Genomic DNA, 20722 nt, shown 5'->3' on the forward strand with positions numbered 1-20722 from the left:
GATGCCGGAACTTCCGGAAGTAGAAGGGGTGGTCCGGCAAATCCGCCCCGTGTCGATCGGCAAACGCATCGTCTCGGTCGATGTGTCCGATACGATCCGAAAATCAAAACAATCGGGCAAAGAAGCGATCTTGAAGCGCATCGAAGCGGATGACTTTCAAGAGCGCCTCACTGGTGCCCAAATTCTCGCTGTCGAACGGCGCAGCAAATATATTTACATGACCATGAAAAACGAGCAGGAATTTCTGCTCGTCAACCATCTGGGCATGTCGGGTGCATGGTTTTTTGTCGATAGCCTGCTGGCGATCCCAGAAGACAAGTTCAGGCGCCACGTCCATGTGGTGCTGACGCTCGATGATGGCAACTTATTGGCGTTCTCAGATATCCGCCGTTTCGGGGAAATGCGAGTGCTTGGGACTGAAGCGGATTTTCCGCCGCTTTTATTGATGGCGCCGGAGCCTTTTGCCGACGAAGCCCTGGAATGGTTTTTGCAGCAATCGGAAAGCCCGAAATTCCGCAACAAACCGATCAAGGAAGTCATTATGGACGGCACCGTCATTTCGGGATGCGGCAATATATATGCCACTGAAGCGCTGTTCCGCATGAAGATCCATCCCAAACGCGCAGCAAGCCGCATCAGCCGCAAACGCAAAATTGAATTGTTCCAGGCTATTGCCGCTATTTTGCTCGAGAGCATCGAAGCAGGCGGCAGCACGATTTCCGATTACCGCAATATCAACGGGGAATCAGGTAGCATGCAGAATCGTTTTGGCATGTACGGCAAGAAGACGTGCACGGTTTGTGGAACGGAAACTAAAACAGTGAAAATCGCGAGCCGGGCGTCTGTTTACTGCCCGTCTTGCCAGAAATGAGGAAACTACATGATCATCGGATTGACCGGCAGCATCGCGAGCGGCAAAAGCACCGTCTCGCAAATGCTCAAGGAACTGGGTTATCCGGTCGTTGACGCAGATCTGGTCGCCAGACAAGTTGTCGAGCCGGGAACGGAAACATTGAATAGCATCAAGCAAGCTTTTGGCGCGGAAGTGATACGCGCTGACGGGTCGATGGACCGCGAAAAAGTCGGATCAATCATCTTCAACGACCCGGCGAGCAGAAAAAAATTGAATGACATCATCCACCCGGCAATACGCCGGGAAATGCTTAGGCAGCGCCAAGCATTTTTGGATGATGGATATGAAACCGTTATCATGGACATTCCACTGTTATTCGAAAGCAAACTCCAACACATGGTCGACAAGATCCTAGTCGTTAGCGTGTCGGAGCAGGAGCAATTAAAACGGCTCATGGAGCGCAATGGATTGGCCGAACAACAGGCAAAAGCGCGTATTGCGTCACAGCTGCCGATCAGCGTCAAAGAACAAGGAGCCGACGAAGTGCTCGATAACAACGGTTCTCTTGAACACACCAAGCACCAATTAATGCGCATATTAGCCAATTGGCAGACACATCCGTAAAAAAGTATGCGCTTTCTTTCGTTTTCAGGTTCTCTAAACCGAATAATGTGTTATACTATATATCGAATTGAAAATATGAGTATGACTTATTTAATTGGGGGACAAATACATGACAGTTTCGATTGCAATTAACGGGTTTGGCCGCATCGGCCGTATGGTTTTCAGACAAGCAGTTTTGATGGATGACGTGACAATTTCGGCGGTCAACGCCGGTTATCCGGCAGAAACACTTGCTCACTTGATTAAGTATGACACAAATCACGGTACCTTCTCCGGTGAAGTGAAAGCGGAAGAAAATGCGTTGGTTGTAAACGGAAAGCGTATTCAATTGGTTAACGAGCGCGACCCATTGGAACTCCCATGGGGCGAATTGGGCGTCGATATCGTCATCGAAGCGACGGGCAAGTTCAACTCGCGTGAAAAAGCTGCGCTTCATTTGGATGCGGGAGCAAAGAAAGTCATCTTGACTGCTCCTGGAAAAAACGAAGACATCACCATTGTGATGGGCGTCAATGATGACAAATTGGATGTCGAAAAACACCACATCATCTCAAATGCCAGCTGCACGACGAATTGCCTGGCGCCTGTCGCTAAAGTGCTGAATGATGCATTCGGCATCGAAAACGGATTGATGACAACTGTCCATGCGTACACCAATGACCAAAAGAACTTGGACAACCCGCATAAGGATCTTCGCCGCGCACGCGCTTGTGGACAGTCGATTATCCCGACTTCGACAGGAGCTGCAAAAGCTTTGTCCTTGGTTCTTCCTGAACTGGAAGGGAAAGTGCATGGTTTGGCGCTTCGTGTCCCGACGCCGAATGTGTCGCTTGTCGACCTTGTCGTCGATGTCCAACAGGACGTGACGGTAGAAGACGTCAACCGTGCCTTCACGGAAGCATCAGAAGGGGCGCTAGCGGGCATCCTCGATTTGACGATGGAGCCACTTGTGTCGATCGACTTCAATACGAACCCGAGTTCTGCAATCGTTGACGGCTTGACTACCATTGTCATGGGCGACCGCAAAGTGAAAGTGCTCGCTTGGTACGATAACGAATGGGGCTACTCGGCCCGCGTTGTCGACTTAATGAAAAAGGTAGCCAATTCTATGGCTGTCGCTTCAAAATAATGCAAAAAGATTCCGCTTTTCTTCTTATTAGAATAGCGGAATCTTTTTTGTTGTTGTATTAAAAAAAATGTCCGTTGGAGCATTTATTTATTGCATTTCGAAAACATTCATCATATACTATGAATCGTAGCCAAAAACGGCTGCCACTTCTCAATTCTATTTATTATGTAGAGCAAGGAATTAGGAGCGTATATTATTATTCTTATGACTGCTTAAAGGGTTAGGACCTCTCTGGACTAACTTTCCCCCGTGGTAGTCAACTTTGAATATTTTGCGCAAAACCAAAATGTTATCAAAGGGGGAAACGAACCATGGAAACTATGGGACGTCACGTAATCGCAGAACTTTGGCAGTGTGATTTTGACAAATTAAACGATATGGACTATATCGAAAAGACTTTTGTTGATGCAGCACTCAAATCAGGTGCGGAAATCCGCGAAGTCGCTTTTCATAAATTTGCACCACAGGGTGTTAGCGGCGTAGTCATCATTTCGGAATCACACCTGACTATCCACAGCTTCCCGGAACACGGGTACGCGAGTGTCGATGTGTACACTTGCGGAGATCTTGATCCAACAATTGCAGCAGATTACATTGCACAAGCTTTGGATTCAAAGCAAAGCGAAGTAACTGAATTGCCACGCGGCATGGGACCAGTCGGCGCCGGAGCGACAAAAGTATCACTAACGGTGTAACTGACCGCTAATAACGCAAAACACAAGCAGAGGAGAAAATCCTCTGCTTTTTCTAATGTATGGGGAATTTTTTTGTTATACTGTTACTACCAGATAGAGAATTTTCGGGGAGATGTCTACCATGAAATGTCCAGCTTGCCAGCATAACGGCACCCGCGTTGTAGATTCGCGGCCAATAGATGAAATGAAATCAATCCGCAGGCGTCGTGAATGTGAAGCATGCGGTTACCGGTTCACCACATTCGAAAAAGTAGAAGAGATGCCGCTGATCGTCGTGAAAAAAGATGGTTCCCGTGAAGAATTCAGCCGCGAGAAAGTGTTGCGCGGCTTGATCCGCGCGTGTGAAAAACGGCCAGTGTCACTTGATATGCTTGAAGCAGTTGTTTTCGATATCGAAAAAGAATTGCGCCGGAGCGGCAATCCTGAAGTGAAATCGGAAGAAGTCGGTGAATTGGTCATGAACCGGTTGGCGGATATCGATGAAGTGGCCTATGTCCGCTTTGCTTCGGTCTATCGCCAGTTCAAAGACATTACGGTCTTTATCGATGAACTGAAAGATCTGCTTGACCGCAATCCCGGTGACAAGGACAGCAAATAAGGCGGTGACCACATGACAATGTACAAAGAACTTCAGCCCGCCGACTTGTACCGGATCCGCATGCCATATCCATTTTCCAATTACGACCGCCAGTTGCTGACGCTCCTTTATCAGCCGATGGTCGGGTCAGATGCCATTTCCCTCTACTTGACACTTTGGGCAGATGGCGAAATGCGGTCTGAGGATTCGACGCATTATACATTGATGAACACGCTCGGAAAACCGGTCAAAGCGATTTTCGAATCCCGCATTCAACTCGAAGCAATCGGTTTATTGAAGACTTTTCGAAAAGACGGGGAAAACCGTTCGTTCGTATACGAACTGTGCCCGCCGCTCGATCCGAAAACCTTTTTTGCCGACCCGCTATTGTCGATGTTCCTGTTCAGTAAAATTGGTGAATCGTCGTATCGCCGTGTCCGCGATCGTTTTGTCATCCAGGCGCCGCTTGCTGAAGGATATGCAGAAGTCTCCAGGACTTTCACAGATATCTTCCAGCCGGTACACGCGAAGTCGGGTTATCCGGCAGACGAAAAAGAGCTTGAATCACGGACGGACGGGGAATATGAAATAGATCAAGACTTTGATTTTGCGTTGCTGCGCCAAGGCCTGTCTGAACAACTCGTGCCAAAGCGCGTATTGACCCCGTCCATCCGCAACTTTATCGTAAAGCTGTCGTTCCTCTACGGTTTCGGCCCGCTTGAAATGCAAAAAGTCGTATTGCTGGCGATCGAAGATGATTACCGGATAGATGAAGAAGGATTGCGCAAAGCAGCTTCCGATTATTATAAAATGACCGTCACGACGACTGCGCCTAAACTCGAGCCTGTCAAAACGGCAGAACCGAAAACGCCGCAACCAGATGCACAACAAGCGCCTGCAAATAAAGAAGACGAATTGATCGCATATTTGGAGTCGGCATCGCCGCTTCAAGTGCTGCGCGATATCGCAGACGGCAAAGAACCACTGCCGGCTGACGTACAGTTGGCGAATCAATTGGTGACGCAGCATGGCATGGAACCGGCTGTCGTCAACGTATTGCTTCAATATGTTTTATTGCGCACCGATATGAAACTAACAAAAGCGTATGTAGAAAAAATAGCATCGCATTGGCTGAGAAAAAATGTCACGACAGCCAAGCAGGCAATGGAATTTGCACGCATCGAACATACGCAGTATATGAAATGGAAAAATGAATCAAGCGCCGCACCGAAACGCGCAGCATCTTCCGGACGCAAGCCGATCCGCGAAGAAAAGTTGCCTGAATGGTTCAATAAGAAAGACGAAGTGGAAACACCTGGACAAGGAGCTTCAAGTGAACAGCTCGAACAGGAAAAACAGAAATTGCTTGCGAAGCTTGCGTTGAAGAAAAGAAAGGGTGATTAGATGGAACCGATTCGTGAAACGATGAAGCGAGTGGTCAATGCGCCCTCATTTTCCGAGCGCTATGATGCAATGAAGAAAGAAGTAATGGAACATCCCGGCGTCCTAAAATTCCTTAAAGAACACGAAGAGGAAATCGACGGGCCGACAGTGGATAAAGGCATGGGCAAGCTATACGAATATATCGACCAATCGCATGACTGCAATAAATGCCCGAACCTCGGTGGCTGCATCAATCATCTGAAAGGATTCGAACCGAATCTTGTATTGGAGCGGGGCAATATCGGCATCTCGTACACTAAATGCCGGTTGAAAACCGCTGAAGATAATAAACGCCATGCTTCTTCCTTGATCCACAGCATGTATATGCCAAAAGAAGTGATGGCGGCGAGAATCGAAAACTTCGAGCTCGATGACCGGAGGCTGCCAGCTTTCCGCGCAGTTGATGATTTTCTAGAGAAAGCGACAGGCCCGGATTCGCTTCCGGAAAAAGGCTTGTATTTATACGGCAAGTTCGGAACTGGCAAATCCTATTTGTTGAGCGCGGTCGCGAATGAACTCGCGGAGATCAATGTGAAAACGGTTCTTGTGTTCGTACCGGAATTCATGCGCGAAATGAAACAAGCGATTGGTGACCATACGCTGCAGGAAAAAATAGAATACGTCAAAAAAGCCGATGTGCTCATGCTCGATGATATCGGAGCTGAAGCGATGTCGAGCTGGACACGCGATGAAGTGCTCGGTACGATCCTTCATTACCGGATGGCGGAGAAATTGCCGACCTTCATGAGTTCGAACTTTAGCTACTCCGAACTTGCGCACCATTTGACTTATTCACAGCGCGGCGAAAAAGAAGACTTAAAAGCAGCGCGCATCATGGAACGGATTCAGGCATTGACCGTCCCAGTCAAACTTGAAGGCGAAAACCGCCGCAACAAGTAAGAGAAACTATTGCCTTTTGATTTTTTTCATCGTATAGTAAGAATCATCAATAATGATTTACATGCAATGACAAGGACATGAGCGATCACGCATGGCACACAGAGAGGGAAGACACGGCTGAAAGCTTCCCGGCACAGCGTTTTTGTTTACCCCCTTTGAGCAGCGCCTGCGAACTCCAGTAGCAGGCGACGGTACCGGCCCGTTAGCCGATGCAGAGCTTCGTTCCGTGCGTAAAGATTGTGCGGAAGAGAAGAAGGGTGGAACCACGAACAGAGCTTCGTCCCTTTTGGGATGGGGCTTTTTGTGTGGAAAAAAAGAAAAGCTGAATCGCCTGTTCAGCTCCGACAGGCTTAAGGCACACTGGCGAAGCGGCGCTTTCTGCCGCACAGCCAGGGTGACTTAAGACCCCGAGGAGCTAGGCGCTGAAGCTAGACATCAAGAAAAGCTGAAGCTGCCTAGCGGAGGAAGCTAAGCTAAGAACGCGACGTCCTGTCGCAACGCTTAGCTGACCCACATCCTGTGGCCCTCTGACTGGCTTACGACCCGAGAGGCAGTCAGCTGAAGCTAGACACAAAAAACCCTGAAGAGCTGAACCAGACCCTGTGGTTCGCGATTCACCCGATATCATTCAAAGGAGAGATTCATATGGCAGACATGATTCAATTAACATTCCCGGACGGCGCAGTAAAAGAGTTCGCCAAAGGAACATCTACAGAGGAAATCGCTCAGTCCATCAGCCCGGGCCTTCGCAAAAAAGCGGTGGCAGGCAAGCTTTCCGGCAACTTGGTCGATTTGAAAGCACCTCTTGAAGCGGATGGCGAGATCGCGATCATCACGCCGGAATCCGAAGAAGCATTGGAAGTACTACGCCACAGCTCAGCGCATTTGATGGCTCAAGCAGTCAAGCGCCTGTATCCGGATGCCAAGCTTGGGGTGGGGCCGGTCATCGAAAACGGCTTCTACTATGATATCGATACAGAGTCGGCGATTACAGCTGAAGATCTGCCGGTCATCGAAAAAGAAATGAAGAAAATCATCAATGAAAACTTAGACATCGTCCGCGTGGAAGTATCGAGAAACGAAGCGCAGCAACGCTTTGAAGCGATCAACGATCCATACAAGCTGGAGCTTCTAGAAGCGATCCCAGAAGATGAGCAAGTGTCGATCTACGAACAAGGCGAATTTTTCGATTTGTGCCGCGGCATCCACGTGCCATCAACTGGAAAATTGAAAGAATTTAAATTATTGAGCGTCGCTGGAGCTTACTGGCGTGGCGATAGCGACAATAAAATGCTTCAGCGTATCTACGGAACTGCCTTTTTCAAAAAAGAAGAATTGAAAGCTCATCTTGAAATGCTCGAAGAAGCAAAAGAGCGCGACCACCGCAAAATCGGCAAAGAGCTCAATTTGTTCATGAACTCCCAAAAAGTCGGCCAAGGCCTGCCGATGTGGCTGCCGAAGGGTGCAACAATTCGTCGCATCATCGAACGCTATATCGTCGACAAAGAAGAGCGCATGGGCTATGACCACGTCTACACGCCGGTTATGGGCAGTGTCGAATTGTATAAAACAAGCGGCCACTGGGACCATTATCAGGAAAACATGTTCCCGGTCATGCAAATGGACAACGAAGATTTGGTGCTGCGCCCGATGAACTGCCCGCATCACATGATGATCTACAAGCAAGGCATTCATTCCTACCGCCAATTGCCGATCCGCATCGCAGAACTTGGCTTGATGCACCGCTATGAAATGTCAGGTGCCTTGTCTGGCCTGCAGCGCGTGCGCGGAATGACATTGAACGATGCCCACCTATTCGTGCGTCCGGATCAAATCAAAGAAGAATTCAAACGCGTCGTCAATCTCGTCATTGAAGTGTATAAAGACTTCGATTTAAAAGATTATTCGTTCCGCGTATCTTACCGCGACCCGGCTGATAAAGAAAAATACTATGACGATGACGCCATGTGGGACCGTGCGCAATCGATGCTGAAAGAGGCAATGGATGAACTTGGCCTCGATTATTTTGAAGCAGAAGGTGAAGCAGCATTCTACGGGCCAAAACTCGACGTTCAAGTGAAAACAGCACTTGGCAAAGAAGAAACTTTGTCGACTGTCCAGCTCGACTTCCTGTTGCCGGAAAAATTCGATTTGACGTATATCGGCGAAGACGGCAAACAGCACCGTCCGGTCGTCATTCACCGCGGCGTCGTTTCGACAATGGAGCGTTTTGTTGCCTTCCTAATCGAAGAATACAAAGGTGCATTTCCGACATGGCTCGCGCCGGTGCAAGTGGAAATCATCCCGGTATCGCTCGATGTGCACAGTGAATACGCAAAAGAGCTTCAGGAGAAAATGCAGCAGCATAAATTGCGCGTCGACATCGATGAGCGTGACGAAAAACTGGGCTATAAAATCCGCGAAGCACAAATGCAGAAAGTTCCATACATGCTCGTTATCGGCGATAAGGAGCTCGAAAGCGGCTCGGTCAACGTACGCAAATACGGCGAGCAGAACTCTGAGAGCATGCCGTTCGAAGACTTCCTTAAACTCGTCCAATCCGAACTTCGCTAAAGTGCTTGACAGTAAAAGCGCTGCGTGATATTCTTATTTAGGTTATTGAATACTTATATGTGCAAGCAGGAGCGCCCGCTTCTCACCTGATCGACCGATTGTTGGCAGGTAGACACGATTGACTTTTACATGCATCTAGCATGTGTCATATTATGGCGGGCGAACTCCTCGGGGTTCGCCCGCTTTTTGTTTGCGCCTGTGAACCGGATCGTCCGGTTTACACATTTAAGCTATTCGCGACACTACCCGGAGGTGGATCATTATTAGCAGAGACAACAATGTAAACGAAGGCATTCGTGCACGTGAATTACGGGTTATTGACCAAAATGGTGAACAGCTCGGAATCAAATCACGCAACGAGGCGCTCGAGATTGCAGCTCGTGTCAACTTGGATCTAGTACTAGTGGCTCCTCAAGCTAAGCCGCCGGTCGCACGGATCATGGACCACGGCAAGTTCAAATTTGAACAGCAAAAGAAAGAGCGCGAAATTCGTAAAAACCAAAAGATCATCAACGTCAAAGAGGTTCGTTTGAGCCCTGGCATCGATGACCACGATTTTAACACGAAGCTCCGCAATGCCATCAAGTTCCTTGAAAAAGGCGACAAAGTGAAAGCTTCAATCCGTTTCAAAGGCCGTGCAATCACGCACAAAGAAATCGGACAACGCGTCCTTGAGCGCTTCGCAGAAGAGTGCAAGGAAGTCGCGACGGTTGAACAGCGCCCGAAAATGGAAGGCCGCAGCATGTTCTTGATGCTGAACCCGGTCAACGAGAAGGAATAATAGCATAATTGTTTAGGAGGAACCCGAAATGCCGAAAATGAAAAGCCACAGTGGAGCGTCTAAACGCTTCAAGAAAACTGGAACTGGTAAAGTAAAACGCAACCGTTCCCACACAAGCCACTTGTTCGCAAACAAGTCAACTAAGCAAAAACGTAAGCTCCGTAAGGGCTCATTGGTTTCTGCAGGCGACTTGAAACGCATCAAATCATTGATCTACAACATGAAGTAAAACTAGAAAAGCGTAAGTGCCCGGTTAGATTCGACGGGCATAAGACGAAGGGGCGAAGCGGCGCTTTTTGCCGCACAGCCACTTTGACTTATGACCCTGAGAATCTGGGCGCTGCAGTCTAGACACCAACAACTACAAAAATCGAATTTTTCATATTCAAGCAGGAGGTAATTCAATATGCCACGCGTAAAAGGCGGAACAGTGACGCGCAAGCGTCGTAAAAGAGTATTAAAATTAGCTAAAGGTTATTACGGTTCGAAACACTTACTATTTAAAGTAGCGAACCAACAAGTCATGAAGTCAGGTAACTATGCTTACCGTGACCGTCGCAACAAAAAACGTGATTTCCGCAAATTGTGGATCACACGCATCAACGCAGCAGCTCGTTTGAACGATATTTCTTACAGCCGCTTGATGCACGGATTGAAACTTGCTGGCATCGACATCAACCGCAAAATGCTAGCTGAAATCGCTGTATCTGATGCAGCTGCTTTCACAGCTTTGGTTGACCAAGCGAAAAAAGCATCTAACAACTAATTCATACTAGGCCTAGCGCCTGGTTCGATAGAAAGGAGGCCGGCTAATTGCCGGCCTTTTTTTGTTGAAGCCGTTCGGGAGGGAAGACAATGATCATTTTGGCAGCTTATTTAGCCGTCATGTCGAGTTTTGCTTTTATCATGATGTGGGCAGACAAAAGGCAGGCGCAAGCACGAGGGCCGCGCATCCCGGAAAAACGCCTGTGGCTTGTCGCAGTCATTGGCGGGGGAATCGGCGCATACCTGGGAATGATGCTGTTCAGGCATAAAACGAAGCATACGAATTTCCGCATCGGATTCTTTGCCCTAGCCTTGATTCAAGCCAGCTTGCTAGTTTGGATAGCGTCTCAATAACAAAAGAGGAAGAAGCTCAGGCTTCTTCCTCTTTTTTCATCAATTGTTCGATTGGGCTTTTCCAGGAAATGTCCGCATCCGGATAATTCATGCGGATCTCCTTCTCCAGGAAATGAAAATCCTCTTTCGAGAAGCCGATCAATTTGTCAGGCGTTTCGGTCCAGATGAAAATGGAGACGACATCAAATGCCTCTTTCGTGGTCCCTAAATATTTCTCGCCTTCAAACAGAACACCGCGCATGGCAATGAAAAAATTCTTGCGGACGTTCCCCACATCGTCGTGAAAATAATAAGTGCCGGATTCCAGCGCGGCATCGAGCTTGCGCTTGGGGTCAAAAATGAATTTGAGGAGACGGTAAAACAAGTAAATAATCAAGGCGATGATGATCAAGCGGATCAAAAATGCCATCGGATTGCCCCCCTTATCAGGATAGTCTTGTGTATAATACGTAACAGAAGCTTGGAAGTTTCACAATTTTGATCAAAAAGGAGAAAGTCTATGAACCTTCAGGAATTATTTCACATGCAACGGGAGCTCGACCGCTATATCCAATCGAATAGAAACGTCGAGGAATCGGTGTTCCGCAAGAAAGTGCTAGCCCTTCAAGTGGAATTGTCGGAGCTTGCGAATGAAACGAGATGTTTCAAGTTCTGGAGCACGAAAGGCCCTTCGGATAAAAGCGTTTTGCTGGAGGAGTATGTTGACTGCATTCATTTCATCCTGTCGCTTGGCATTGAAAAGGGCTTTGATTCACTGGAACAATGGCCAGCAGCGACCAATGAACAAGACCTGACGGAACTGTTCCTCTCTGCCCATCAAGGCGTCGGCCGGTTTGCAGAACAAGCAACGCACGAAGAGTATTTAAGCTTATGGCAGACCTTCGGGGCACTAGCAAAAGCACTCGGTTTCAGCTATGAAGAAGTACTGACAGCTTATGTAGAAAAGAATGAAACCAATTACAAGCGTCAGCAGCAAGGGTATTGAATGAATCTTTTGATAACGTAACCGCTTTCCTATATACTGAAAAAGCAATGACTATTTAGGAGGTCGAAATAATGTCGAAATTAGATGAAACACAACAAATGTTAAAAGATTTGACAGACGCGAATGGCATTCCCGGCAACGAACGCCAATCCCGAGAGGTTATGAAGAAATACATAGAGCCGTTTGCCGATACGATCGAGACGGATAATCTAGGCAGCTTGATCGCCAAAAAAGAAGGGCTTGCAGATGGGCCGAAAATTATGGTCGCCGGACATTTGGATGAAGTCGGCTTCATGATTTCACAGATTGACGACAAAGGATTCTTGAAATTCCAAACGGTCGGCGGCTGGTGGAACCAGGTCATGCTTGCTCAGCGCGTGACAATTACAACGCGCAGCGGAAAAGAAATCACAGGGGTTATCGGATCCAAACCGCCGCATATCCTGTCTCCGGAAGCACGCAAAAAACCGGTGGAAATCAAGGATATGTTTATCGACATCGGCGCATCTTCACGTGAAGAAGCAAAAGAATGGGGCGTAACACCAGGCGATATGGTCACTCCTTATTTCGAGTTCACGGTCATGAACAACGATAAACTGTTGATGGCAAAAGCTTGGGACAACCGCATTGGCTGCGCCATCGCCATCGATGTCTTGAAAGGCTTGAAAGGCGTCGACCACCCGAACGTCGTGTATGGCGTCGGAACGGTCCAGGAAGAAGTCGGCCTGCGCGGCGCGAAAACGGCGACTTCATTCATCCAGCCGGACATCGGTTTTGCAGTGGATGTCGGCATCGCAGGAGACACGCCAGGCGTCACATCAAAAGAATCCAACAGCAAAATGGGCGATGGCCCGCAAATTCTTTTGTTCGACGCCTCGATGGTGTCACACCGCGGCTTACGTGAGTTGGTCGTCGATACTGCGGAAGAATCAGGAATCCCGTTCCAGTTCGAAACGATTGCAGGCGGCGGAACAGACGCCGGCTCTATCCATTTGACGGCAAACGGCGTACCGGCCTTGTCGATCGGTGTAGCGACGCGCTACATCCACTCACACGCAGGCATCTTGCACCGCGACGATTACGAAAATGCTGTAAAATTAATCATTGAAGTGATCAAGAAGCTCGACCGCGACACAGTAACGAAAATTACATTCGATTGATTTTGAAGCCCGGCAGATGCCGGGCTTTTTTTATTGACTCCAGCAGCTTTCAGGACAGTAGCTTCTCATTGTGGCTGCAGGAAATTGGTTGGGGAATTACTGCGAAAATGACCTGCGAATCTTATGTAAAAAGATTGGAATAGCTAACGCCACTCGACTGCGCGGAAGATGCTGCTTGCCGTGGGGCGGGTGTTGAGCCAAGGCGGAAGGGCACCGCCTTTGTCTCGCCAGCCCGCGCGGTCCCGCAGGCGTCAGCCCCTTCCGCTCCGTCTTTAAGTTGAGAGGGCAATGGTACATTTCACCACTTTCTCATTAGGAAGTATGAGAAAAGTATCTGCCTTGCCTAAGCAGGTCGGCTGATGGAATTAATTTTTGTAAAGTAAGTAGAATTGCTTTTTCGATTCTGCTTATCTTCTCAAAAAAGTCGCGTATTAACCAGTTAATGCCATCTTCAAAATTGTCATAAATACATTTGCTTCTGTCAATCTAATAAAAAAGCAGCCACGCGGTGCAGTACTAGATGAAAAATCAACAGTGGGATTGAAAAGATTCCACAAGACAACTCCAGCTATTTTGGTCTATGCAAGAAGCGAGAAGCGATTCCCCCACTAGCCGGCAACTGACTATAGAAGCAGAACGATTTGATCAAGCTATATACAAAGAAATCTCTCAGCCGCCCAGCGTCAAGGGTAAGCCGAAGCAATGAGACAGATGTTCTTTCTGGCTCATTGTGAAAGGCCAACCCAAAGCCGGGCGGCGACTAGCCAAATGAAAAATCCTCTGAGACACAAAAACTATTCTACAAATAAACTCTAGCTAATTTTGTCTAAGCGAAAAGTGGGAAGCGATTCCTCCACTAGCCGGTAACTAACTATAGAAGCAGAACCGTTTGAACAAGTTATAAACAAAGAAATCTCTCAGCCGCCGAAGCGTCAAGGGTAAGGCAAAGCAATGAGACAGATGTTCTTTCTTGCTCATTGTGAAAGGCCAACCCAAAGCCGCCCAGCGACTTCTAATTAGACGTTCGAAGAAAGTTGATACACTTTCACACTTAACCATCAGGAAAAATATATGTTAGGTAAACTTGACTTAATGTTAATTATACATTACATTATGTTATATAAACTATACATGAAACGAGGGCTGCGGATGCTGAAAAACCGTGTGAAAGAGCTGAGGGCGCGCTATGGGTTTACACAAAGCGAGCTGGGTAAGCAAGTGGATGTGACGCGACAGACGATCGCGTTTATCGAGAAAGGCGAATTTTCACCGTCAATTACATTGTCTTTGAAGCTCGCTAAGGTCTTGCAAGTGGAAGTAGGCGACTTATTTTGGTTGGAGGAGGAGTAAAAATGAAACAGGATTTTCGCATGACATACCCGCTTTGGAATATGGCATTTATCTTGATTTTGGCAGTGATGGCGGTTGGGTTCACTTCAAGCTTCGTCAATGTCACGAAGACTGATTCGAGCTTGAGCATCGAAACGCAAGCGGTGGAAGGGTTCTTACTGTTCGCGGCATTGATCGCGTATTTAGTATTAATCACCATCTATTTGATTGCTTTGCAAGCGTACAACCGAAAAAATCCAGGCAAGAAAATTTCTCCATTTTCAATGCGCCCTCCTGAATACATGGAACAAGACGAGGGGATGACATTCATCACAAGAAAAGCGGTGCAGAAAGTGTATACATTCATCACCTGGATATTGCCGTTCTTTGCATTGATCGTGATGCTTTTCCCGATCCCGAGACTTTTCATTGTCTGGGGAATCCTCGCGGTCGCATTCGGGCAGAACCTGATTTATTATATGGAAATGCGCAGGCATCTGAAGGAGGCGGCTGAATGATTTATGAATACGCATTAATATTTATCGGGGCAGCGATTCCGTGGTTTGAAATCGCGCTCGTCATCCCGCTCGGCATTGTCTGGGGCTTGTCGCCGGTATGGGTCATGATCACGGCGTTTGTTGGGAATATGCTGACAGTGATGCTGCTTATTATCGGCTTCGACAAATTCCGCATCTGGTATGATAAGCGCCAGGCAGCAAAAGGCAAGGAGCCATCGAAGAAAAATGAACGCGCTGTGCGTATTTGGAATAAATACGGGCTGCCGGGGCTGTCGCTTTTAGGGCCAATCTTGATCGGCACGCATATCGCGGCATTCATCGGCATGACGCTAGGTGCGACGAAGCGCAATACGACCGTCTGGATGATTATCAGCATCGGGGTCTGGACGCTCGCGTTCGGGATTTTGACAGCACTTGGCTTTGATTTCTTTACTGCGTAAAACGGCCCTATGCTATACTGGAGCTATTCTTTGAAAAAGTGGTGAACGTATTATGAAACGAATTGAATCATTGCAGAACTCGCTCGTCAAACATTGGAAGAAACTGAGCACCACCCGTAAAGAGCGCGACAAATTCGGGGAATTTCTCATCGAAGGCTTTCATTTGACCGAAGAGGCGTTGAATAAGAAAGACGGAATCAAAGGCTTGATCGTCCGCGAAGGCACGGAGATTCCAGATGCTTGGGATATCGAGGGCCTCACGCTTTACGTGGTAACGGCACAGATTGCGAAAGAGATTGCGGAAACTGAGCATACGCAAGGCATTTTCGCCCATTGCGCACAGCCGGAGTATAGCGACTCTGTGCAAGAGCAGTGGCAGACGCTGCTATTGATCGACGCCGTGCAAGACCCAGGCAATGTCGGGACGATGATTCGCACCGCGGCAGCTGCCGGAATTGATGCTGTCGTTCTCGGAAAAGGTTCGGCGGATGCGTACAATCCGAAAACGGTGCGTTCTGCGCAAGGTGCGCATTTCCAAGTGCCAATCGTCAAAGGCGATTTGTTCGACTGGGTTGAACGCTTGAAAGGGCGAGACATTCCGGTTTACGGGACGGCGCTTTATCAATCGGTGCCAATGTACGAGGCGGAATCGAAAGAGCGGTTTGCGCTGATTGTTGGAAATGAAGGAAGCGGCGTGGAGCCGCAGCTGCTCGAGCAGACCGACCAGAATCTCATGGTGCCGCTTTACGGCCCGGCAGAATCATTGAACGTAGCCGTAGCCACTGGAATTCTATTGTATAGCCTCGTTCCCAAAACTGGTGTTTGATTAACCGGCGAAAGTTCATTATAATAGAAGAGAAATAAACAAGCGTTGACCGGGAAAAGTACGCAGTCCCCTGCATCCAAGGAAGTCCGCCCTCGACTGAAAGCGCGGATATGCAGGAACTCCGGAAGTTCACCCCGCGAGCTGCTAGACGGGGACCGGCCGAGTGCCGTAAAGTCTAGCCGGTGATGAGCCGTTATTCAATGGAGTGATCGCCTACGCGCGATAACTAGGGTGGTACCGCGAATCAATGCCTCGTCCCTTTTTGGGGGCGGGGCTTTTTTATGTTCAAGGAGGAGAGAAAATGGAAGCAAGATTGCAGGAATTGAAAAATGAAGCATTGGAGAAAATCCAGGCAGCGCAAACAGTCAAGGAATTGACGGACGTGCGCGTAGCGTATTTAGGGAAAAAGGGGCCGATCACCGATGTCCTGAAAGGCATGGGCAAATTGCCGGCGGAAGAGCGTCCAAAGATGGGCGCGCTTGTAAACGAAGTGCGTGCAGAAGTAACTGAGTCGCTCGAAGCGCGCATGGTCCTGTTGGAAGAACAGGCGATCAATGAAAAGCTGCAAAGCGAAACGATCGATATTTCTTTGCCAGGGCGTCCGGCAAAAACGGGCAATCCCCATCCATTGACGCGTGTAGTCGAGGAAATCGAAGATCTTTTCTTGTCGATGGGATACGAAATCGCTGAAGGCCCGGAAGTCGAGAAGGATTATTATAATTTCGAAGCGCTCAACTTGCCAAAAGGGCATCCAGCGCGCGATATGCAGGATTCCTTCTATATAACAGAAGACATTTTGCTGCGCACGCATACCTCACCGGTGCAGGCGCGCACGATGGAAGCAAAAGGCGGAGAACCGATCAAGATCATTTGTCCGGGCAAAGTCTATCGCCGCGACAATGACGATGCGACGCATTCGCATCAATTCACCCAAATCGAAGGGCTTGTTGTTGGTGAAGACATCCGCATGAGCGATTTGAAAGGGACTTTGTCCATCTTTGCCAAGAAGATGTTCGGCGAAGACCGTGAAATCCGCCTGCGCCCGAGCTTCTTCCCGTTCACGGAGCCTTCCGTTGAAATGGACATTTCCTGTTTCAAATGCGGCGGGTCTGGCTGCAATGTCTGCAAAAAGACCGGCTGGATCGAAATTCTCGGTGCCGGCATGGTGCATCCGAACGTTCTGGAAATGGCCGGCTATGATTCGAAGCGCCTGACAGGATTTGCATTCGGCATGGGGCCAGAGCGCATCGCGATGCTGAAATACGGCATCGAGGATATCCGCCATTTCTACACGAACGATGTGCGTTTCTTGACGCAATTTCAACGGACGGAACTTTAAGGAGGAACTTTCATGTTAGTATCGACAAAATGGTTGAAAGAATATGTAAATACACAAGACTTGCCCCCAGCAGAACTCGGGGAAAAAATTACGCGCGCAGGAATCGAAGTTGACGCCGTAATCGACCGTTCAGAAGGACTGGCGAATTTGGTCGTCGGTTATGTGACGGAGTGCGTGAAACATCCGGAAGCCGATAAACTGTCAATCTGCCAAGTGGATGTCGGCGGCGGGGAAATCGACCAGATCATCTGTGGCGCACCAAATATCGCTCAGGGCCAGTCGGTCATCGTGGCACGTCCGGGCGCGAAGCTTCCAGGCGGCATGAAAATCAAAAAAGCGAAGCTGCGCGGGGAAGTATCGAACGGCATGATTTGCTCGCTTCAAGAGCTGGGCATTGAAACGAAACTTGTGCCAAAAAGCTATGCAGAAGGCATTTATGTCCTACCTGAAAAAGCAGAGCCTGGCACAGATGTGTTGTCTTACCTGGACTTGGACGATACGGTCCTTGAACTTGGCCTCACGCCGAACCGAGCGGATGCGATGAGCATGCTTGGTGTCGCTTATGAAGTCGGCGCCATTTTGGGAGAAGAGGTTAGCTTGCCGGAAATTGAGTACACAGAAGCTGCGGACAGTGCAAAAAGCATGCTGTCGCTCGAAGTGGATGCACCAGAAGCGAATCCTCTTTATGTAGCGAAAGTCGTGCGCAACGTTAAAGTGAAGGAATCTCCACTTTGGCTGCAACAGCGTTTGATGGCAGCTGGCGTGCGCCCGCATAATAATGTCGTGGACGTGACCAACTATATTTTGATGGAATACGGCCAGCCGCTTCATGCGTTTGACTATGATTCTCTTGGTTCCGGTAATATCACCGTGCGCCAGGCAAAAGAAGGCGAAAAAATTACAACGCTTGATGACACAGAACGCATCTTATCTGCGCATCAATTAGTCATCACCAACGGCACGGACCCTGTCGCACTTGCCGGCGTCATGGGCGGTGCAAATTCGGAAGTGAGCGATGAGACGACAACGGTCGTCATCGAGTCCGCTTATTTTGCTTCCGATTCGATTCGCCGTACGTCGAAAGACCATAATTTGAGAAGCGACGCGAGCTCACGCTATGAAAAAGGCGTCGACCCGAACCGCGTCATCCCGGCTGCCGAACGTGCTGCCCAATTATTGGCTGAACTGGCGGAAGGCGAAGTGCTTGCCGGATCGCTCATCTTCGACCAGCTCGATAAACAAGAGCGCGTTGTCAAAGTTTCTCCGGACTTCATCAATAGCCGCCTCGGCATGAAGATCCGCCTTGAGGACATGCTTGATATCCTCAGCCGTTTGAAGTTCAACACAGAAGCGGTGAACAACCAATTGATTATTGAAGTGCCGACGCGCCGACAAGATATCCAGATCGAAGAAGATGTCGTGGAGGAAATCGCACGTCTTTACGGCTACGACGAGATTCCGGCAACGTTGCCGCGTACCGATGCCACACCTGGCGGATTGAGCCCTTACCAGGCGAAACGCCGCATTGCACGCCATTTCCTTGAAGGCGCTGGCCTGCTTCAAGCTACGACCTATTCCTTGACCTCGGAAGCGGCTGCGACGCAATTTGCGCTGGAGCCGACGGAAACGACCCGTCTATTGATGCCGATGAGCGAAGAGCGCAGCATTTTGCGCCAAAGTTTATTGCCTCATTTGCTTGAGTCACTTTCATACAATACGGCGCGCCGCATTGATTCGGCAGCTTTGTATGAAACGGGTTCGGTGTTCTTGAAAGGCCAGGATGAATTGCTCGATGAACAAGAACATTTGGCGATTGTCATGACAGGACTGTGGATCGACCATAGCTGGCAGGGCGAAAAGAAAGCTGTCGACTTTTTCGTGGCAAAAGGCATCGTGGAAGGGCTTGCTGAAAAGTTGGGCCTAGAATTGTCATTCGAACGCGGCGAAATGGACGGCTTGCATCCAGGCAGAACCGCATTCATCCTGCTCGATGGCAAGCGCATCGGCGTTATTGGCGCCTTGCACCCGTCCGAGCAGAAAACGCGCGATTTGAAAGAAACGATCGTGGTGGAGTTGAACTTGGCGACGTTGCTGACACGCGAAACGGAAGCACTTGTCTATACCCAAGTATCCCGCTACCCGACGATTTCACGCGACGTGGCGTTGGTCTTGTCGAATATCGTGGAAGCGCAGACGATTGAAGGAGTCATCCGCAAAGCGGGCGGCAAGTTGTTGAAAGATGTCCGCGTCTTCGATCTGTACGAAGGCGACCGCATGGATGAAGGCAAGAAATCCTTGGCGTTCTCGTTAAGATATTTCGACCCGGAGAAAACACTGACCGATGAAGAAGTGAACGCAGTGCATGAGAAAATCATCAAAGCGCTCACGGAATCAGGAGCGGAACTCCGCTAAAATCAAAAACAGTCTTGGGCTCATGGTGAGTCCAAGACTGTTTTTTTATGTGCGTTTTTTCTTCGCTGCCAAGGCTTGCGCTTTTTTCGTATTGGCAAAATGGGCTTTCGTAATGCTTTTCAGGAAGGCTTCTCCGCGCGACAACAAGATCTTGGCCGCGGCTTCATCGACAATCGCGCCAGCCCCTTTTGGCAAAGAGACGCCTGCAACTGTGCTGAGACGGTCCATTTCCTCTAAGAAAGCGACACGCGCAATGATCGATGCGCAGGCGACCGATACATGGAGATTTTCCGCTTTCGTGGAAAACAAAACATTCTCGCGGATGATGTCCGATTCTTGTGCGATGTGCCGATAATAGATGCCGCGCTCTGCGAATTGGTCGATCAAAATCGCTTCGGGTTTTTCCGGCGCCATTTTTCGCAAGACATGCTTCAGCGCTTGGTTATGGAGCAATGCTTTGATCTTGCCTTGCGACCAGCCTTGCGCCTGTACTTGATTGTATTTCTCGTTGTCTAAGGTTAGCACGCTATAGGTGAATGCTGCTTTTAAGTCAGGCGCGATTTTCCGCATATAATCATCCGTCAATTGCTTGGAATCCTTAACACCGAGTTCTTTTGCGAGCTCGACTTGGTGTGCGGGCACAAAGCAGGCGGCGACGGTGATTGGGCCGAAGAAATCGCCCGTGCCGGTTTCATCGGAGCCGAGCACAGAGCGGTTGGCGAAATCGGGCGGCAATTGATCGCCTTTGGCTGACGCTGTTTTCTCTTTGATGCTGTCGGCAGCGCCCCATTTAGCCGTTTCACGCTCGGCACCTGCGCCCTGGAACATGACTTTGCCGGATGTGTAGACGGTAATCATCGCATCCGGCAGTTTAGCGGCAAAGCGGGCATGGGGATTCTTGGTTTTTATTTCCTTATTTTGGTAGTGTGAGATTAGCCGTTTCAAGGCTTCTTCCGGCAGTTTCAAGACGCTATTGGTCATTGGGAGTCCCCTTTCTTATGATTCACAATCCGCTTGT

General features: G+C 49.0%; 22 protein-coding genes and 1 other annotated feature. Of the genes, 20 read left to right on the forward strand and 2 right to left on the reverse strand.

Going from position 1 to position 20722, the window contains the following annotated elements:
- Nucleotide 1 precedes the first annotated feature (1 nt).
- The 12 genes from mutM (at nt 2) to AUC31_RS05235 (ending at nt 10695) form a co-directional block, all read left to right on the forward strand.
- Nucleotides 2-871, forward strand: coding sequence for a bifunctional DNA-formamidopyrimidine glycosylase/DNA-(apurinic or apyrimidinic site) lyase (gene mutM / locus AUC31_RS05180; protein WP_058381073.1), 870 nt, complete (start codon nt 2-4; stop codon nt 869-871).
- A gap of 9 nt (nt 872-880) precedes the next feature.
- On the forward strand, nt 881-1477 hold the full coding sequence (gene coaE, locus AUC31_RS05185) for a dephospho-CoA kinase (protein ID WP_058381072.1): 597 nt from the start codon (nt 881-883) through the stop codon (nt 1475-1477).
- A gap of 109 nt (nt 1478-1586) precedes the next feature.
- The gene (locus AUC31_RS05190) at nt 1587-2606 is read left to right on the forward strand and encodes a glyceraldehyde-3-phosphate dehydrogenase (protein WP_058381071.1); all 1020 of its coding nucleotides are present in this window, start codon (nt 1587-1589) and stop codon (nt 2604-2606) included.
- Nucleotides 2607-2917: 311 nt separating this feature from the next.
- A complete protein-coding gene (speD, locus tag AUC31_RS05195; RefSeq protein ID WP_058381070.1) occupies nt 2918-3301 on the forward strand; it encodes an adenosylmethionine decarboxylase in 384 nt (127 codons plus the stop codon).
- 121 nt (nt 3302-3422) lie between these two features.
- A complete protein-coding gene (gene nrdR, locus AUC31_RS05200) occupies nt 3423-3899 on the forward strand; it encodes a transcriptional regulator NrdR (protein WP_058381069.1) in 477 nt (158 codons plus the stop codon).
- Between the two features lie 12 nt (nt 3900-3911).
- Nucleotides 3912-5282 carry a replication initiation and membrane attachment family protein gene (locus AUC31_RS05205; protein ID WP_058381068.1) on the forward strand — a complete coding sequence of 457 codons (1371 nt, stop codon included), beginning with the start codon at nt 3912-3914 and terminating at the stop codon, nt 5280-5282.
- Nucleotides 5283-6221 carry a primosomal protein DnaI gene (dnaI, locus tag AUC31_RS05210; RefSeq protein WP_058381067.1) on the forward strand — a complete coding sequence of 313 codons (939 nt, stop codon included), beginning with the start codon at nt 5283-5285 and terminating at the stop codon, nt 6219-6221. It abuts the gene before it with no gap.
- Between the two features lie 645 nt (nt 6222-6866).
- Nucleotides 6867-8795, forward strand: a complete 1929-nt coding sequence (thrS, locus tag AUC31_RS05215) for a threonine--tRNA ligase (RefSeq protein WP_058381066.1) — start codon at nt 6867-6869, stop codon at nt 8793-8795.
- A 262-nt stretch (nt 8796-9057) separates the two neighbouring features.
- A complete protein-coding gene (infC, locus tag AUC31_RS05220; protein ID WP_083509123.1) occupies nt 9058-9576 on the forward strand; it encodes a translation initiation factor IF-3 in 519 nt (172 codons plus the stop codon).
- 28 nt (nt 9577-9604) lie between these two features.
- Nucleotides 9605-9805, forward strand: coding sequence for a 50S ribosomal protein L35 (gene rpmI / locus AUC31_RS05225; protein WP_058381064.1), 201 nt, complete (start codon nt 9605-9607; stop codon nt 9803-9805).
- Nucleotides 9806-9982: 177 nt separating this feature from the next.
- A complete protein-coding gene (rplT, locus tag AUC31_RS05230; protein WP_058381063.1) occupies nt 9983-10342 on the forward strand; it encodes a 50S ribosomal protein L20 in 360 nt (119 codons plus the stop codon).
- An 89-nt stretch (nt 10343-10431) separates the two neighbouring features.
- Nucleotides 10432-10695 carry a DUF1294 domain-containing protein gene (locus AUC31_RS05235; protein ID WP_058381062.1) on the forward strand — a complete coding sequence of 88 codons (264 nt, stop codon included), beginning with the start codon at nt 10432-10434 and terminating at the stop codon, nt 10693-10695.
- A 16-nt stretch (nt 10696-10711) separates the two neighbouring features.
- On the opposite strand, the gene AUC31_RS05240 is transcribed toward AUC31_RS05235, so the two are convergent.
- Nucleotides 10712-11104, reverse strand: coding sequence for a hypothetical protein (locus tag AUC31_RS05240; RefSeq protein WP_058381061.1), 393 nt, complete (start codon nt 11102-11104; stop codon nt 10712-10714).
- Nucleotides 11105-11194: 90 nt separating this feature from the next.
- On the opposite strand from AUC31_RS05240, the gene AUC31_RS05245 reads away from it, so the two are divergent.
- The 8 genes from AUC31_RS05245 to pheT all read left to right on the forward strand — a co-directional run bounded on the left by AUC31_RS05245 (nt 11195) and on the right by pheT (nt 19704).
- Entirely contained in the window at nt 11195-11680 is a 486-nt protein-coding gene (locus AUC31_RS05245; RefSeq protein ID WP_058381060.1) for a dUTP diphosphatase, read from the forward strand.
- Nucleotides 11681-11751: 71 nt separating this feature from the next.
- Nucleotides 11752-12840, forward strand: coding sequence for a M42 family metallopeptidase (locus tag AUC31_RS05250; RefSeq protein WP_058381059.1), 1089 nt, complete (start codon nt 11752-11754; stop codon nt 12838-12840).
- A gap of 1149 nt (nt 12841-13989) precedes the next feature.
- On the forward strand, nt 13990-14190 hold the full coding sequence (locus AUC31_RS05255; protein WP_058383657.1) for a helix-turn-helix transcriptional regulator: 201 nt from the start codon (nt 13990-13992) through the stop codon (nt 14188-14190).
- Between the two features lie 2 nt (nt 14191-14192).
- On the forward strand, nt 14193-14687 hold the full coding sequence (locus AUC31_RS05260; protein WP_058381058.1) for a hypothetical protein: 495 nt from the start codon (nt 14193-14195) through the stop codon (nt 14685-14687).
- Nucleotides 14684-15127 carry a small multi-drug export protein gene (locus AUC31_RS05265; RefSeq protein ID WP_058381057.1) on the forward strand — a complete coding sequence of 148 codons (444 nt, stop codon included), beginning with the start codon at nt 14684-14686 and terminating at the stop codon, nt 15125-15127. The genes AUC31_RS05260 and AUC31_RS05265 overlap by 4 nt, the downstream gene beginning before the upstream one ends.
- Nucleotides 15128-15179: 52 nt before the next feature.
- Nucleotides 15180-15953: a TrmH family RNA methyltransferase gene (locus AUC31_RS05270; RefSeq protein ID WP_058381056.1), complete on the forward strand. Its 774-nt coding sequence runs from the start codon at nt 15180-15182 to the stop codon at nt 15951-15953.
- 36 nt (nt 15954-15989) lie between these two features.
- Nucleotides 15990-16216, forward strand: a binding site (T-box leader).
- 38 nt (nt 16217-16254) lie between these two features.
- Nucleotides 16255-17292, forward strand: a complete 1038-nt coding sequence (gene pheS, locus AUC31_RS05275) for a phenylalanine--tRNA ligase subunit alpha (protein WP_058381055.1) — start codon at nt 16255-16257, stop codon at nt 17290-17292.
- A 12-nt stretch (nt 17293-17304) separates the two neighbouring features.
- A complete protein-coding gene (gene pheT / locus AUC31_RS05280; protein WP_058381054.1) occupies nt 17305-19704 on the forward strand; it encodes a phenylalanine--tRNA ligase subunit beta in 2400 nt (799 codons plus the stop codon).
- 45 nt (nt 19705-19749) lie between these two features.
- Here the strand turns inward: pheT and rnhC are convergent, their stop codons facing one another.
- Nucleotides 19750-20685 (reverse strand): ribonuclease HIII, encoded by a 936-nt coding sequence (gene rnhC, locus AUC31_RS05285; protein ID WP_058381053.1) that lies wholly within the window; start codon nt 20683-20685, stop codon nt 19750-19752.
- Nucleotides 20686-20722: the final 37 nt, after the last annotated feature.

Origin of the sequence: Planococcus rifietoensis, assembly GCF_001465795.2 — a bacterium.
Lineage (GTDB): Bacteria > Bacillota > Bacilli > Bacillales_A > Planococcaceae > Planococcus > Planococcus rifietoensis.

Bases quoted from the DNA above. Each gene is read 5' to 3' on its own strand.
- mutM (WP_058381073.1), top strand. From the start codon at position 2: ATGCCGGAACTTCCGGAAGTAGAAGGGGTGGTCCGGCAAATCCGCCCC.
- coaE (WP_058381072.1), top strand. From the start codon at position 881: ATGATCATCGGATTGACCGGCAGCATCGCGAGCGGCAAAAGCACCGTC.
- AUC31_RS05190 (WP_058381071.1), top strand. From the start codon at position 1,587: ATGACAGTTTCGATTGCAATTAACGGGTTTGGCCGCATCGGCCGTATG.
- speD (WP_058381070.1), top strand. From the start codon at position 2,918: ATGGAAACTATGGGACGTCACGTAATCGCAGAACTTTGGCAGTGTGAT.
- nrdR (WP_058381069.1), top strand. From the start codon at position 3,423: ATGAAATGTCCAGCTTGCCAGCATAACGGCACCCGCGTTGTAGATTCG.
- AUC31_RS05205 (WP_058381068.1), top strand. From the start codon at position 3,912: ATGACAATGTACAAAGAACTTCAGCCCGCCGACTTGTACCGGATCCGC.
- dnaI (WP_058381067.1), top strand. From the start codon at position 5,283: ATGGAACCGATTCGTGAAACGATGAAGCGAGTGGTCAATGCGCCCTCA.
- thrS (WP_058381066.1), top strand. From the start codon at position 6,867: ATGGCAGACATGATTCAATTAACATTCCCGGACGGCGCAGTAAAAGAG.
- rpmI (WP_058381064.1), top strand. From the start codon at position 9,605: ATGCCGAAAATGAAAAGCCACAGTGGAGCGTCTAAACGCTTCAAGAAA.
- rplT (WP_058381063.1), top strand. From the start codon at position 9,983: ATGCCACGCGTAAAAGGCGGAACAGTGACGCGCAAGCGTCGTAAAAGA.
- AUC31_RS05235 (WP_058381062.1), top strand. From the start codon at position 10,432: ATGATCATTTTGGCAGCTTATTTAGCCGTCATGTCGAGTTTTGCTTTT.
- AUC31_RS05240 (WP_058381061.1), bottom strand. From the start codon at position 11,104: ATGGCATTTTTGATCCGCTTGATCATCATCGCCTTGATTATTTACTTG.
- AUC31_RS05245 (WP_058381060.1), top strand. From the start codon at position 11,195: ATGAACCTTCAGGAATTATTTCACATGCAACGGGAGCTCGACCGCTAT.
- AUC31_RS05250 (WP_058381059.1), top strand. From the start codon at position 11,752: ATGTCGAAATTAGATGAAACACAACAAATGTTAAAAGATTTGACAGAC.
- AUC31_RS05255 (WP_058383657.1), top strand. From the start codon at position 13,990: ATGCTGAAAAACCGTGTGAAAGAGCTGAGGGCGCGCTATGGGTTTACA.
- AUC31_RS05260 (WP_058381058.1), top strand. From the start codon at position 14,193: ATGAAACAGGATTTTCGCATGACATACCCGCTTTGGAATATGGCATTT.
- AUC31_RS05265 (WP_058381057.1), top strand. From the start codon at position 14,684: ATGATTTATGAATACGCATTAATATTTATCGGGGCAGCGATTCCGTGG.
- AUC31_RS05270 (WP_058381056.1), top strand. From the start codon at position 15,180: ATGAAACGAATTGAATCATTGCAGAACTCGCTCGTCAAACATTGGAAG.
- pheS (WP_058381055.1), top strand. From the start codon at position 16,255: ATGGAAGCAAGATTGCAGGAATTGAAAAATGAAGCATTGGAGAAAATC.
- pheT (WP_058381054.1), top strand. From the start codon at position 17,305: ATGTTAGTATCGACAAAATGGTTGAAAGAATATGTAAATACACAAGAC.
- rnhC (WP_058381053.1), bottom strand. From the start codon at position 20,685: ATGACCAATAGCGTCTTGAAACTGCCGGAAGAAGCCTTGAAACGGCTA.